The organism is Paraburkholderia fungorum, assembly GCF_900099835.1.
GTDB lineage: Bacteria > Pseudomonadota > Gammaproteobacteria > Burkholderiales > Burkholderiaceae > Paraburkholderia > Paraburkholderia fungorum_A.
The window spans coordinates 802,436-816,885 of record NZ_FNKP01000001.1 but is presented as its reverse complement, the minus strand read 5'-3'; the positions used below and the strand labels follow the sequence as shown (position 1 = coordinate 816,885).

Genomic DNA, 14,450 nt, shown 5'->3' with positions numbered 1-14,450 from the left:
CAACCTCAATGTCCTTCGATTTCTTCCTCCCTTGCCCTCGCGGCCTTGAAGCCTCGCTCGCGACCGAACTCGCCGAAATTGCCGCCAAACATCTGAACGGCGCACAATTCATCGCCGGCGCGCAGGTGCCGGGCGGCGTGCATTTCCGCGGAGGCTGGGCCGCCGGCATGGCCGCCAACCTGCATTCGCGTCTCGCGAGCCGTGTGCTGCTGAAAATCGCGCATCGGCCGTATCGCAACGAACAGGATATTTACGCGCTCGCCGTCGAACAGCGCTGGGAACAGTGGTTCTCGGCGAACGAAACGCTGCGGGTGGACGTCACCGCGATCAAGTCGCCGCTGCGCAGCCTCGAATTCACGACACTGCGTGTGAAAGACGCGATCTGCGACCGTCTGCGCGAAGTCAGCGGCGCGCGGCCGAGCATCGACACCGGCAACCCCGATGTCCGCGTGTTCGCCTTCCTGACCGCGACCGATTGCACGCTCTATCTCGACACCTCGGGCGATCCGCTGTTCAAGCGCGGCTGGCGTCTCGACAAGGGCGCGGCGCCGCTGCGCGAGAACCTCGCCGCAGGCATCCTGCGTCTGACCGGCTGGACCGCCGGCACGCCGCTGTATGACCCGATGTGCGGCAGCGGAACGTTCCTCGCGGAAGCCGCGCAGGTCGCGCTGAACATTGCGCCGGGCGCGGACCGGATGTTCGGCTTCGAGCGCTTCAAGCAATTCGAAACGAAAACCTGGCAGGCGCTGAAGGGCGCCGCGCTGGACGCCAGACACGCAGCGCGCACTTCGCGTGCCGATCTGCAGATTTTCGGCAGTGATATTTCCGGCGACATGCTCGACAAGGCGCGCGCCAACTTCCAGCGCGCCGGCTTGCCGAACATTCCGCTGAAGCAGGTCGACGCGCGCGGCATGACGCCGCCGGGTTCGGACGCGGGCATTCTCGTGGCGAATCCGCCGTATGGCGAGCGGATCGAAGTGCGCGGGCGCAATGCGCGCGGCGAGATTCGCGAAGGTCGCGGCAATCGTGAGAATCGCGACGACGACAGCTTCCACCGCATTCAGGAAGAAGCGCCGGACAGCGAGTTTTTCAAGTTGCTCGGCGACGCGTTGAAGCAGCGCTTCACCGGTTGGCACGCGTTCATTCTGACGTCGGATCGTAAGTTGCCGGGGCAGTTGCGTTTGCGCGAATCGACGAAAACGCCGCTGTTCAACGGCGCGCTGGAATGCCGGTTGTTCCGCTTCGATCTGATCGCGGGCAGCGTGCGTCAGCGGCCGCAGAACGATACGCCGGCGGAGTAAAGCCAAGCGCTTCTTGCGCACGTGCTGGTTTTGTCGATGCAATGAAAACCGTGGGGCTTTTGGCTCTGCGGTTTTTTTTCGTCTGATGCCCACTCACCCTGCTGACACCACGCTGTCAGTAGCCCCCCTGCACACTCCTCTTCACGCCATCCGGCGATTTTCGCGGCTTACCCGCCGTCCACCTTGCAGGGAGAGTGTCATGTCCGCATCATCGAAAGTCATTGCCTGGTTCGAAATTCCTTCCGTCGACTTCGATCGCGCCGTCCGCTTCTACGAAACCGCGCTCGACGTCAAACTCAATCGCCAGCAATTCGGCGATCAGCCGATTGCCGTGTTCAGCTACGACGACCCGGCCACCGGCGGCGCAATCGTCCACAATCCGTCGATGAAGCCCGCCAGCGGCGGCGTCTGCGTTTATCTGACTGCGCAGCCGAATGTCGACGCCGTCCTCGCCCGTATCGAAAAAGCCGGCGGCAAGACCGACGGGCCGGTGATCCAGTTGCCGCAGGATATCGGCTACATCGCGTTTTTTACCGATACGGAAGGCAATCGCGTCGGGCTGCATTCGCTGACTAAAGGGTGAAATGCGTGGCGGTTTGCGGCGGCGGGCGGTGCTTGCGTGAGCCTTCGCCTGTGCATGGCTGCGGGCGTGCAGTGCAGTACCGGACCTGTAACGCACCGAGCCGTGGAGCGACGTGACACAGCGCCCGATGAGGCCGGCATGACAAAGCCCCCGCCCCAGCGACCCTTGACCGGAGCGCACCATGCGGCGCTATCATCGCGGGACCGTTCCCGTCCTTTTTTACAAGACGCCCACGATGACGCGCCGCGCCGACCGCCTGTTCCAGATTGCCGAACTGCTGCGCGGACGCCGCCTGACCACCGCGCAGCAACTCGCGGACTGGCTGAACATCTCGCTGCGCACGGTTTATCGCGATGTCCGCGATCTGCAACTGTCGGGCGTGCCGATCGAGGGCGAGGCCGGCATCGGCTACCGGCTGAGCCGCGCGGCGAGCCTGCCGCCGCTTACCTTCACCGTCGATGAACTCGCCGCGCTGGCCGCAGGCGCACGCATGCTCGAATCGTGGGGCGGCGCGGATTTCGCGAGCGGCGCGCGCGGGGCGCTTGCGAAGATCGCATCGGCAATGCCTGCCGACAAGCGCGCGACCATCGACAAGCTGGCGATCTTCGCGCCGTCGTTTCACATCAAGGAAGCGTTTTCCGCGCAACTGGACACGCTGCATCGCGCGATCGACGCACGCCACGTGGTGAGTTTCGCGTACGTCGATGCGAATCACGCGGCGACCGAGCGGCGCGTCTGGCCGCTCGCGCTCGCCTACTGGGGCGCACGCTGGACGCTCGGCTCATGGTGCGAATTGCGCGGCGATTTCCGCAACTTTTCGCTGGAGAAGATGCGCGATTTGCGGGTGCTGGAGCAGTACCCGGATCAGGAAGGCAGACGGCTCGCTGATCTGTTGCGGCATGTGAATGCGAAGCCGCGGTGAGCAGCGGTTTTTCGGTTCAGTAGCCTGGTCTAAGCTAGCGGAAATACATCGCAGGAGCCCGGCCCGCCGCGATCTCTGGGCTCGCCCTCGCGCCCCGCTCCGCATCGCAAAAATCGCGAGCCGCAATCACGCAGCCCGCGATTTCCCTCCGCTCACTCCACCGCCTTCACCATGTCTTCGATCACCTTCTTCGCATCGCCGAACACCATCATCGTCTTGTCCATGTAGAACAGATCGTTGTCGAGCCCGGCATAACCCGCCGCCATCGAGCGCTTGTTCACGATGACCGTGCGCGCCTTATAGGCCTCGATGATCGGCATGCCCGCAATCGGCGACTTCGGATCGTTCTTCGCCGCCGGATTCACCACGTCGTTCGCGCCGAGCACCAGCACCACGTCCACCTGGCCGAACTCGCCGTTGATGTCGTCCATCTCGAACACCATGTCGTACGGCACCTCGGCTTCGGCGAGCAGCACGTTCATGTGGCCGGGCATGCGTCCGGCCACCGGGTGAATCGCGTACTTCACCTCGATGCCCTTCTCGACCAGCTTGTCGGTCAACTCCTTCAGCGCATGTTGTGCACGTGCCACGGCGAGCCCGTAGCCCGGCACGATCACCACGGTTTCGGCGTTGCCGAGCATGAACGACGCGTCGTCGGCGGAACCGGATTTGACCGGACGCTGTTCCGCCGATCCGCCTGCGGCCGCCGCGCCCGCTTCGTTGCCGAAGCCGCCGAGAATCACGTTGAAGAACGAGCGGTTCATCGCGCGGCACATGATGTACGACAGGATCGCGCCCGACGAGCCGACCAGCGAGCCCGCAATGATCAGCATCGGATTGTTCAGCGAGAAGCCGATGCCCGCCGCCGCCCAGCCCGAATACGAATTCAGCATCGACACGACGACCGGCATATCCGCGCCGCCGATCGGGATGATGATCAGCACGCCGAGCACGAACGCGATGATCGTCATGATGATGAACGGCAGCCACGACTGCGTGAGAAAGAAGATCACGCCGAAGCCGAGCATTGCGATGGCGAGCATCAGGTTGATCAGATGCTGCCCGCTGTACACGACCGGCGCGCCTTGAAACAGCCGGAACTTGTATTTGCCCGACAGCTTGCCGAACGCGATCACCGAGCCCGAAAACGTAATCGCGCCGACGAAGGTGCCGATGAACAGTTCGATGCGGTTACCGAACGGCAGGAAGCCCGGCACCGGATACTCGGGATCGACGAGGCCGAATGCGGCCGGTTCCGAGACCACCGCATAGGCAATGCACACGGCTGCGAGACCGATCAGCGAGTGCATGGCCGCGACCAGTTCCGGCATCTTGGTCATCTCGACGCGCGCGGCGACGAACGAGCCGACCGCGCCGCCGACCACCAATGCGACCAGCAGCAGGCCGAGTCCAAGCCCGAGGTTCGAACCGAGCGCGTTGGCTTCCTTGATGATCAGCGCGATGGTCGTGAGAATCGCAATCGCCATCCCGACCATGCCGAAGGTATTGCCGACGCGCGCCGTCTTCGGATTAGAGAGCCCCTTAAGCGCCTGAATGAAGCAGACCGACGCGACCAGATAAAGCAGCGTGACGACGTTCAGGCTCATTACGCGTTCTCCTTGGCGGTCTTATCGGCGATGAGCTTCTTCGGTTCTTTTTTGCGGAACATCTCCAGCATTCGCCGCGTGACGAGAAAACCGCCGAACACGTTGACCGCCGCGAGCGCGACCGCGAGCGTGCCGAAGAACTTGCCGGGCGTGCCGAGCGTGAGACCCGCAGCGAGCATCGCGCCGACGATCACGATCGCCGAAATCGCATTGGTCACGGCCATCAGCGGCGTGTGCAGCGCGGGCGTGACGTTCCAGACGACGTGGTAGCCGACGTAAATAGCCAGCACGAAGATGATCAGGTTGATGACGGTGTGGTTGATGACTTCCATTGCCACTCTCCTCCCATGCAATTTATAGCGGTCGACCGGAGTTAGCGGGTTCGCGTTCGACTTTGCAACGCACCTGCGCCGGTCCCATGCATCACTGTTGCTCAGCCCTTGCGCGTGACTTCGCCGTCGCGGGCCAGCAGCGTGGCCGCGACGATGTCGTCCGCGAGATCGATGTTCAACGTGCCTTCCTTCGTGATGATCAGCTTGAGGAAGTCGAGCAGGTTGCGCGCATATAAAGACGACGCGTCGGCAGGCACCATCGACGCCAGATTCGTATAGCCGACGATCTGCACGCCATGTCTGGTCACCACCTGGTCCGCTTCGGTGAGCGGGCAATTGCCGCCGCGCCGGCCTTCGTATTCCGCACCGCGTCCGGCGGCGAGATCGACCAGCACAGAGCCGGGTTTCATCGCCTGCACGGTGTCGACGGAAATCAGCGTGGGTGCAGCGCGCCCGGGGATCAGCGCGGTGGAGATCACCACGTCGGCCTGTTTGGCCCGCTCGTGGACCAGCTCCGACTGCCGCGTGAGCCACGACGGCGGCATCGGCCGAGCGTAGCCGCCGACGCCCTGCGCGGCTTCGCGCTCCTCATCGGTTTCGTAAGGCACGTCGAGAAACTTCGCGCCGAGCGATTCGATCTGCTCTTTCACTGCCGGACGCACGTCCGACGCCTCGATCACCGCGCCCAGGCGCTTGGCCGTCGCGATCGCCTGCAAGCCGGCGACGCCCGCGCCGAGAATCAGCACGCGCGCGGCTTTGACGGTGCCGGCGGCGGTCATCAGCATCGGCATGAAGCGGGGATACAGCGTCGCCGCCAGCAACACCGCCTTGTACCCGGCGATATTTGCCTGCGACGACAACACGTCGAGGCTCTGCGCGCGCGTGGTGCGCGGCGCGGCTTCCAGCGCGAACGCGGTGACGCCCGCTGCGGCGAGTTTTGCGGAATTTTCGGTATTGAACGGGTCGAGCATGCCGACCAGGACAGCGCCGCGTTTTAGCAGCGGCAGTTCGGAATCGGTCGGGGACTGGACTTTGAGGACGAGATCGGCGCCGAAAGCACTTGCCGCGTCGACGATTTCCGCGCCGGCGGCTGTAAAGGCGTCGTCAGGAAAGCTTGCACCGGTACCGGCGCCGCTCTGGATCGTGACCCGATGACCCTGGCCCACGTATTTCTTGACCGTTTCAGGCGTCGCGGCGACACGGGTTTCGTGCGCGCGCGTCTCGGCTGGCACTCCGATGTGCATCGTTGTTCCTCCTCGACTTCCTGTTTGACGACAGTTCCGCCGACGAGGCACGCCGGCTTGCAAGTGCAACGGCTAACGCCCCACTTTAACCGAAACCGTCTGTTCGCCAAAACCGGGGACAATACGGGGGCTTCGGCGGATGCGAGGGGCATCGCGACGCCCAACCCGCTTCCCGGCAGCCCCGGCCTATAAACGGTAAAATGCGCACCCATGAAACCGGAAACCTGGCTGCCGCACGTCACTGTGGCGGCGATTGTCGAGCGTGACGGGCGCTTCCTCGTCGTCGAGGAACATACCGTCGACGGCTTGCGCCTGAACCAGCCCGCCGGCCACCTGGAGGCGGGCGAATCGCTGCTGGACGCGGTGATCCGCGAAACGCTCGAAGAAACGGCCCATCCGTTCGCGCCCGAGGCGCTGGTCGGCATGTACATGACCCATTTCGAGCGTCCCGGCAGTGAGGGCGTCACGTATTTGCGCTTCACCTATTGCGGCGCGAGCGGCGAACCCGACGCGGCGCGCGCACTCGACCCCGATATCGTCCGTACGTTGTGGATGAGCGCCGACGAACTGCGCGCGTGTCCCGAACGGCATCGCACGCCGCTCGTCATGCAGTGCATCGACGATTACCTCGCAGGCCGGCGTTTCCCGCTCGACTTCGTGCATACGCATTCGGTCGGGCAAAAAAGGTAGCCGTCACGAGCGGCCATCCCCACGATCCATGCAGTGATGCAGCACCCAGTGAGCACCTTATGAGCAAGCAGAAAGTCGTAGTAGGCATGTCGGGCGGCGTCGATTCGTCGGTTACCGCGTGGCTGCTGAAAGAACAGGGCTACGACGTGGTCGGCCTGTTCATGAAAAACTGGGAAGACGACGACGACAGCGAATACTGCTCGACGCGGCAGGACTGGATCGACGTGGTGTCGGTGGCGGATCTGATCGGTATCGACGTCGAAGCGGTCAATTTCGCGTCCGAATACAAGGACCGCGTGTTCGCCGAATTCCTGCGCGAATACTCGGCCGGCCGCACGCCGAATCCGGACGTGCTGTGCAACGCCGAAATCAAGTTCAAGGCCTTCCTCGATCACGCAATGTCGCTCGGCGCGGAAACCATCGCGACCGGCCACTATGCGCGCGTGCGCGAGAACAATGGCCGCTTCGAACTGCTGAAAGCGTTCGATCATACGAAGGATCAGTCGTACTTCCTGCATCGGCTGAATCAGGCGCAGTTGTCGAAAACGCTGTTCCCGCTCGGCGAGATTCCGAAGACCAAGGTGCGTGAAATCGCCGAACAGATCGCTTTGCCGAATGCAAAAAAGAAGGACTCGACCGGCATCTGCTTTATCGGCGAACGGCCGTTCCGCGACTTCCTGAACCGCTATTTGCCGACCCAACCCGGCCCGATGAAAACCACCGACGGCAAGTTCGTCGGCGAACACATCGGACTCGCGTTCTACACGTTCGGTCAGCGCAAGGGCATCGGCCTCGGCGGCAGCAAGGAAGGCAGCGGCGAACCGTGGTTTGTGGCCGGCAAAGACATTCCGTCGAACACGCTGTACGTCGCGCAAGGGCACGATCACTCGTGGCTGCTGAGCCACACGCTGAGCGCGGGCAACACAAGCTGGGTCGCGGGCGAACCGCCGGCGGACGGCTTCGCGTGCGGCGCGAAAACGCGTTACCGCCAGGCGGATGCGCCGTGCACGTTCAACACGGCGGCCAGCGAAGGCCTCTTCGAACTGACTTTCGACGCCGCGCAGTGGGCTGTCACACCAGGGCAATCGGCCGTGCTCTACGATGGCGACGTGTGCCTGGGCGGCGGCATTATCGAACATGCGGTGACGGGGCAGCCGGTCGCGCGTCAGCCGCAAAAAGCGGCGCTGCTGGGCGGGCGCTAAGCGGCAGCGGCAGCGGCAGCGGCAGCGGCAGCGAATCGTGAGGTCTGGTCACGTTCGCCGCCGCAGTTTCCTTTTTTGCGTTCAAGCGTTTCGTTTTCAACCTGGCGTATTTTCTTCGCGCCGCACCCACGCCCCGGCGCTCCTGGTCGAGGGCAGCTTCACCATAACAAGCAGTCGCCAGTTTTCCCGCGCGGTGGATTCCGTCTGTGCCGACAGCGTCGACGATCCCGCCGTGACGATCTTCACTGCACTGGAGTCCCCATGTTTTCTCGACGTTATCTGGCCATGTGGTGCGCAGTTGCGCTGCTGGCCGTCTGCGCGGTGCTCGCCGTCAATCATCATCTTTCGTGGCTGTGCGTGATCGTGCCGCTCGCGCTCGTCGCGCTCGGCGTGTTCGATCTCACCCAGCAACGTCACGCGATTCTGCGCAACTATCCGCTGTGGGGCCATTTCCGTTTCATGTTCGAATTTATTCGACCGGAAATCCGCCAGTATTTCGTTGAAAACGATACCGACGAAAAACCTTTCTCGCGCGTTCAGCGCAGCATCGTTTATCAGCGTGCAAAGAATGACGTGGACAGCCGCCCGTACGGCACCGAACTCGATGTCAAAGCCGTCGCGCACGAATGGATCAGCCACTCGCTCGCACCGACCACGCTCGATAACCACGACTTCCGTGTCGTCGTCGGCCCCGATCGCGCGCAACCGTATTCGATGTCGATCTTCAATGTGTCGGCGATGAGCTTCGGCTCGCTGTCGGCGAACGCGATCATGGCGCTGAATCTCGGCGCGAAAAAAGGCAACTTCGCACACGACACCGGCGAAGGCTCGATGTCGAAATATCACCGCGAACATGGCGGCGACATCATCTGGGAAATCGCGTCGGGCTACTTCGGCTGCCGCAACGACGACGGCACCTTCAGCGGGGAAAAATTCGCGAAGCAGGCCGCCGAGCCGCAAGTGAAGATGATCGAAGTGAAGCTGTCGCAGGGTGCGAAGCCCGGTCACGGCGGCGTGCTGCCCGCCGCGAAGATCACGCCGGAAATCGCGGAAACGCGCGGCGTGCCGATGGGCCGCGACTGCATCTCGCCCGCCACGCACTCCGAGTTTTCGACGCCGCGCGGGCTGCTCGAATTCGTCGATCGCCTGCGCACGCTGTCGGGCGGCAAGCCGACCGGCTTCAAGCTGTGTATCGGACATCCGTGGGAGTTCTTCGGCATTGCGAAGGCGATGCTGGAAACCGGCATCCTGCCGGACTTCATCGTCGTGGATGGCGCGGAAGGCGGCACCGGCGCCGCGCCGCTGGAATTCACCGATCACGTCGGCGTACCGTTGCAGGAAGGGCTGCTGCTGGTCCACAACACGCTGGTCGGGATCGGCCTGCGTCAGCGTATCCGGATCGGCGCGAGCGGCAAGATGATCACCGCGTTCGATATCACAAAGACGCTCGCGATCGGCGCCGACTGGGTCAACGCGGCGCGCGGCTTCATGTTCGCGGTGGGCTGCATCCAGGCGCAAACCTGCCACACCGGACGCTGCCCAACCGGCGTCGCGACTCAGGATCCGGTGCGTCAGCGCGCGCTGGTCGTGCCGGACAAGGCCGACCGCGTGTTCAACTTCCACCACAACACGCTGCACGCGCTGAAGGAAATCATTCAGGCTGCCGGATTGAAGCATCCGGCGGAATTGCGCGCGCATCACATCGTGCGGCGCGTGTCGTCGCATGAAGTGCGGTTGATGTCGGAACTGCTGAAGTATCTGGAACCGAACGATCTGCTGAACAACAAATATCGTTATTCGCTGTTCGAGAAGTACTGGCCGGTCGCGCAAAGCGATTCGTTTTCGCCGAAGGTGGAGTTGGCGGCGACCTGACCGCACGCCGCGACCGATGAGCCGGGGGCCGCACCATGCGGCCCCTTGTCGATCAAAAACCGCACACGTTCGCGTCCGACCCCGCAAAACGGACACCCCCTTCCCTTTCCGTTAAAATCTACGGTTTAGCACTTCGCTCCACGGCCATCCCGAGCGCTTCGGCGCTTACGGGTCGGCCCACTGCCCGAAAGGCACTTCATGCTCACGTTTCAGCAAATCATCCTGACACTGCAGTCCTATTGGGACAAGCAGGGTTGCGCGTTGCTCCAGCCGATCGACATGGAAGTCGGCGCTGGCACGTCCCATGTTCATACGTTCCTGCGCGCCATTGGCCCCGAGCCGTGGCGCGCCGCTTATGTGCAGCCGTCGCGTCGTCCGAAAGACGGCCGTTATGGCGAGAACCCGAACCGTCTGCAGCATTACTACCAGTACCAGGTGGTGCTCAAGCCGGCGCCGGAAAATATCCTCGACCTGTACCTCGGCTCGCTCGAAGCACTCGGCTTCGACCTGAAGCAGAACGACGTGCGTTTCGTCGAAGACGACTGGGAAAACCCGACGCTCGGCGCGTGGGGTCTCGGCTGGGAAGTGTGGCTGAACGGCATGGAAGTGACGCAATTCACATACTTCCAGCAAGTCGGCGGTCTCGACTGCAAGCCGGTGCTCGGCGAAATCACCTACGGCCTCGAACGCCTCGCCATGTATCTGCAGAAGGTCGAAAACGTCTACGACCTGGTGTGGACCGAGTGGGAAGAGCAAGGCCCGAACGGCCCGGAAATCCGTCGTCTGACTTACGGCGACGTGTATCACCAGAACGAAGTCGAACAGTCCACGTACAACTTCGAGCACGCGAACGTCGACCTGCTGTTCACGTTCTTCAACAGCTACGAAGCCGAAGCGAAGCGCATGATCGAAGCACAGATCGCGCTGCCCGCCTACGAACTGGTTCTGAAGGCTGGTCATACGTTCAACCTGCTCGACGCACGCGGCGCGATTTCGGTCACGGAACGCGCGGCCTATATCGGCCGGATTCGCGCGCTGTCTCGCCTGGTCGCGCAGGCTTACTACGAGTCGCGTGAAAAGCTCGGTTTCCCGATGCTCGGCAATCCGGTGCACGGTGTGCCCGGCCTCACCACCGACGCGCAAGATGCCGCGATGCCCGCCTGGGCGCCGCCGCTGAAAGTCGAACGCAAGATCGACCCGGACTGACGAGAACATCACCTCATGACTCAACCCCATCAAGCTACCCTGCTCGTCGAGCTGCTCACCGAAGAACTGCCGCCGAAAGCGCTCGCGCGTCTCGGCGATGCATTCGCCGAAGGCATTGCGCAGCGCCTCGCGGCGCGCGACCTGATCGACGGCGACGTGTCGTTCGAACGTTACGCAACGCCGCGCCGTCTCGCGGTCACGATCAAAAACGTCCGCGCAGTTGCGCCGGAAAAACACGTGCGCGAAAAAGTGCTGCCGGTTTCCGTCGCACTCGACAAGGACGGTCAACCCACCGCACCGCTCGCGAAGAAACTCGCGGCGCTCGGCTTCCCCGATTTCTCGGTGAACGATCTGGAGCGCGCGCAGGACGGTAAAGCCGAAGCGTTCTTCCTGCGCTATGCCGCGCCGGGCGCGACGCTCGCCGACGGCCTGCAGGAAGCGCTCAACGAAACGCTCACCAAGCTGCCGATTCCGAAGGTCATGACCTATCAGCGTCCGGACGGCACGAATGTGCAGTTCGTGCGTCCGGTGCAGCGTCTGACCGCATTGCACGGCGACGAGGTCGTGCCGGTCAGCGCACTGGGCATCGACGCGGACGACACCACGCTCGGCCATCGCTTCCTGTCTGACGGCCTCGTGGCGATCCAGCACGCGGACGCGTACGCTGAAACGCTGATGCACAAAGGCCGCGTGGTCGCGAATTTCGTCGACCGCAAGGAAACGATCCGCACGCATCTGCTCGCGCAAGCCAATGGCGACCAGGTGGTGATGCCCGAATCGCTGCTCGACGAAGTGACATCGCTGGTCGAATGGCCGGTGGTCTACTCGTGCAATTTCGAGGACGAGTTCCTGCAGGTGCCGCAGGAATGCCTGATCCTCACGATGCAGACGAACCAGAAATATTTCGCGCTGACCGATGCAAGCGGCAAGCTGCGCTCGCGCTTCCTGATCGTGTCGAACATCGAAACGTCGACGCCGGGCGATATCGTCGAAGGCAATGAACGTGTGGTGCGCCCGCGTCTGGCCGACGCGAAGTTCTTCTTCGAGCAGGACAAGAAGAAGCCGCTCGCCGAGCGCGTGCCGCTGCTCGCGAACGTCGTGTATCACAACAAGCTGGGGTCGGCGCTGCAACGCGTCGAGCGCGTCGAAGCGCTGGCGGGCGCCGTCGCGCAGATGACCGGTGCAGACGTGGCGCTCGCCACGCGTGCCGCGCGTCTCGCCAAGGCCGACCTGATCACCGACATGGTCGGCGAATTCCCAGAGCTGCAAGGCACGATGGGCACGTACTACGCGCGCCACGATGGCGAGCCGGAAGAAGTCGCGCTCGCGTGTTCGGAACACTATCAGCCGCGTTTCTCGGGCGACGCGTTGCCCGCCACCGCGACCGGCACGGTCGTCGCGCTGGCCGACAAGCTCGAAACGCTGGTCGGCATCTGGGGCATCGGCCTGCAACCCACCGGCGAGAAAGACCCGTTCGCGCTGCGCCGTCATGCGCTCGGCGTGCTGCGTATCCTCGTCGAGAAGCAACTGCCGGTCGACTTCGTCGAACTGCTGCGCGCCGCTTACGCGCAATTCGCCGCAGTGCCGAATGTCGCCGATTCGACGCAAGCCATCTACGAATTCAGCATGGACCGCCTGCGCGGTCTGCTGCGCGAGCGTGGCTACGCGGCCGGTGAAATCGACGCGGTGCTGGCACTGAACCCGACCCGTCTCGACGACATCGTCGCGCGTCTCGACGCTGTGCGCGAGTTCGCGACGCTGGCCGAAGCGGCATCGCTCGCGGCGGCCAACAAGCGCATCTCGAACATCCTGAAGAAGTCGGAAGGCGGCGCGACCGGTGGCGTGCAGGTCACGCTGCTGATCGAATCGGCGGAAAAGGCATTGCATGCGCAGCTCGAACAGGTCGCGCCGCGCGTGCAGACGCAACTCGCCGCACGCGACTACACGGGCGCGCTCACCGCGCTCGCCGCGTTGCGTGAACCGGTCGACACGTTCTTCAACGACGTGATGGTCAACGCCGAAGATCCGGCGTTGCGCGCTAACCGTCTGGCGTTGCTCGGCGCACTGCATCAGCAGATGAACTGCGTCGCCGACATTTCCCGACTCGCTGCCTGAGCCCCGCGCCATGCCGACCAAAAAAGTGGTGATCCTCGACCGCGACGGCGTGGTGAACGTCGACTCCGACGCGTTCATCAAGTCGCCGGACGAATGGGTCGCCCTGCCCGGTTCACTCGAAGCAATCGCCCGGCTGAACCAGGCCGGTTATCGCGTGGCGATCGCGACCAACCAGTCGGGCATCGGCCGTGGGCTGTTCGACATGAACGCGCTCAACGCGATGCATCTGAAAATGCATCGCATGGCGGCGGCAGTCGGCGGGCGCATCGACGCGGTGTTTTTCTGCCCGCATACGGCGGAAGATCACTGCGAATGCCGCAAGCCGAAGCCCGGCATGCTGAAGATGATCAACGAACGTTTCGAAGTCGAACCGGCCAATACGCCGGTCGTCGGCGACGCGATCCGCGATCTGCAAGCGGGCGCGGCGCTCGGCCATCCGACTCATCTGGTGCTCACGGGCAAGGGCCGCAAGACACTTGCAAACGGCAACCTGCCTGAAGGCACGATCGTTCACGACGACCTGCGAGCGTTCGCGCTCGACTTCCTCGCCAACGCCCAGGAGTGACGCGCGTCACCCCCGTCACGCGCGTCCCCACCCCTCAAAGACCACGCCGATGCGCTTCATTCGTTCGTTCCTGCTGCTGATTTACTTCGTGCTGTTCACGGTGCCTTACGCGACCGCATGCTTCATCGCGTTCCCGTTCATGCGCGCCGACAATCGTTACTGGATGGCTGCCGGCTGGTGTCGCGCGACGCTGAATACGGTGCGCTGGCTCAACGGTATCCGCTACCGGATCGAGGGCTTCGAGAACCTGCCCGATGGTCCGGCGGTGCTGTTGTCGAAGCATCAATCCGCGTGGGAAACGCTCGCGTTCCCCGCGTTGATGCCGAAGCCGTTGTGCTACGTGTTCAAGCGCGAATTGTTGTACGTGCCGTTCTTCGGCTGGGCGCTCGGCATGCTGAAGATGGTTCATATCGATCGCAAGGAAGGCAAGTACGCGTTCGATTCCGTCATCAAGCAAGGCAAGGCGCGGATGGCGGAAGGCGCCTGGGTCATCATGTTTCCGGAAGGCACGCGTACGCCCACTGGCAAGAAAGGCAAATACAAAACCGGCGGTGCGCGCTTCGCGATCGCAACCGGCGCACCGGTCGTGCCGATCGCGCACAACGCCGGACGCGTATGGCCGCGCAACTCGTTTCTCAAATATGCGGGTATAGTCACAGTGTCCATCGGCAAGCCGATTGAGACGACGGGGCTCACGCCCGACGAAGTGAACACGCGCGTCGAACAGTGGATCGAAGCTGAAATGCGCCGTATCGATCCCACTGCGTATCGCGCGGCGGAAAGCGATTCCGCCGCCGCACCAATCTGACGC

The 14,450-nt window shown here is 63.3% G+C and carries 13 protein-coding genes; 10 read left to right on the top strand and 3 right to left on the bottom strand.

What is annotated here, in order from left to right; translation table 11 throughout:
• Window positions 1-8: 8 nt before the first annotated feature.
• The 3 genes from BLS41_RS03705 (at window position 9) to BLS41_RS03695 (ending at window position 2,806) form a co-directional block, all read left to right on the top strand.
• Window positions 9-1,301 carry a THUMP domain-containing class I SAM-dependent RNA methyltransferase gene (locus tag BLS41_RS03705; protein ID WP_074763059.1) on the top strand — a complete coding sequence of 431 codons (1,293 nt, stop codon included), beginning with the start codon at window positions 9-11 and terminating at the stop codon, window positions 1,299-1,301.
• A gap of 199 nt (window positions 1,302-1,500) precedes the next feature.
• Complete coding sequence (locus tag BLS41_RS03700; protein WP_074763058.1) at window positions 1,501-1,884, top strand: VOC family protein; 384 nt, start codon at window positions 1,501-1,503, stop codon at window positions 1,882-1,884.
• A 181-nt stretch (window positions 1,885-2,065) separates the two neighbouring features.
• Entirely contained in the window at window positions 2,066-2,806 is a 741-nt protein-coding gene (locus BLS41_RS03695; RefSeq protein ID WP_074763057.1) for a helix-turn-helix transcriptional regulator, read from the top strand.
• A 152-nt stretch (window positions 2,807-2,958) separates the two neighbouring features.
• On the opposite strand, the gene BLS41_RS03690 is transcribed toward BLS41_RS03695, so the two are convergent.
• From BLS41_RS03690 to BLS41_RS03680, 3 genes are all read right to left on the bottom strand, one after another.
• On the bottom strand, window positions 2,959-4,413 hold the full coding sequence (locus BLS41_RS03690) for an NAD(P)(+) transhydrogenase (Re/Si-specific) subunit beta (RefSeq protein ID WP_074763056.1): 1,455 nt from the start codon (window positions 4,411-4,413) through the stop codon (window positions 2,959-2,961).
• Window positions 4,413-4,745 carry an NAD(P) transhydrogenase subunit alpha part 2 gene (locus tag BLS41_RS03685; protein ID WP_074763055.1) on the bottom strand — a complete coding sequence of 111 codons (333 nt, stop codon included), beginning with the start codon at window positions 4,743-4,745 and terminating at the stop codon, window positions 4,413-4,415. Before BLS41_RS03685 ends, BLS41_RS03690 begins: the two co-directional genes overlap by 1 nt.
• A 101-nt stretch (window positions 4,746-4,846) precedes the next feature.
• A complete protein-coding gene (locus BLS41_RS03680) occupies window positions 4,847-5,989 on the bottom strand; it encodes a Re/Si-specific NAD(P)(+) transhydrogenase subunit alpha (protein WP_074763054.1) in 1,143 nt (380 codons plus the stop codon).
• Between the two features lie 210 nt (window positions 5,990-6,199).
• Between BLS41_RS03680 and BLS41_RS03675 the strand changes: the two genes are divergently transcribed.
• The 7 genes from BLS41_RS03675 to BLS41_RS03645 all read left to right on the top strand — a co-directional run bounded on the left by BLS41_RS03675 (window position 6,200) and on the right by BLS41_RS03645 (window position 14,447).
• Window positions 6,200-6,679 carry an NUDIX hydrolase gene (locus BLS41_RS03675; protein ID WP_074763053.1) on the top strand — a complete coding sequence of 160 codons (480 nt, stop codon included), beginning with the start codon at window positions 6,200-6,202 and terminating at the stop codon, window positions 6,677-6,679.
• A gap of 59 nt (window positions 6,680-6,738) precedes the next feature.
• The gene (gene mnmA, locus BLS41_RS03670) at window positions 6,739-7,881 is read left to right on the top strand and encodes a tRNA 2-thiouridine(34) synthase MnmA (protein ID WP_074763051.1); all 1,143 of its coding nucleotides are present in this window, start codon (window positions 6,739-6,741) and stop codon (window positions 7,879-7,881) included.
• A gap of 261 nt (window positions 7,882-8,142) precedes the next feature.
• Window positions 8,143-9,753, top strand: a complete 1,611-nt coding sequence (locus tag BLS41_RS03665) for an FMN-binding glutamate synthase family protein (protein WP_074763049.1) — start codon at window positions 8,143-8,145, stop codon at window positions 9,751-9,753.
• A gap of 198 nt (window positions 9,754-9,951) precedes the next feature.
• Entirely contained in the window at window positions 9,952-10,959 is a 1,008-nt protein-coding gene (gene glyQ, locus BLS41_RS03660) for a glycine--tRNA ligase subunit alpha (protein ID WP_074763047.1), read from the top strand.
• 15 nt (window positions 10,960-10,974) lie between these two features.
• Entirely contained in the window at window positions 10,975-13,074 is a 2,100-nt protein-coding gene (glyS, locus tag BLS41_RS03655; protein WP_074763045.1) for a glycine--tRNA ligase subunit beta, read from the top strand.
• Between the two features lie 10 nt (window positions 13,075-13,084).
• On the top strand, window positions 13,085-13,639 hold the full coding sequence (gene gmhB, locus BLS41_RS03650) for a D-glycero-beta-D-manno-heptose 1,7-bisphosphate 7-phosphatase (RefSeq protein WP_074763043.1): 555 nt from the start codon (window positions 13,085-13,087) through the stop codon (window positions 13,637-13,639).
• A 49-nt stretch (window positions 13,640-13,688) separates the two neighbouring features.
• Window positions 13,689-14,447 carry a lysophospholipid acyltransferase family protein gene (locus tag BLS41_RS03645; protein WP_074763041.1) on the top strand — a complete coding sequence of 253 codons (759 nt, stop codon included), beginning with the start codon at window positions 13,689-13,691 and terminating at the stop codon, window positions 14,445-14,447.
• The last annotated feature ends 3 nt before the right edge of the window (window positions 14,448-14,450 follow it).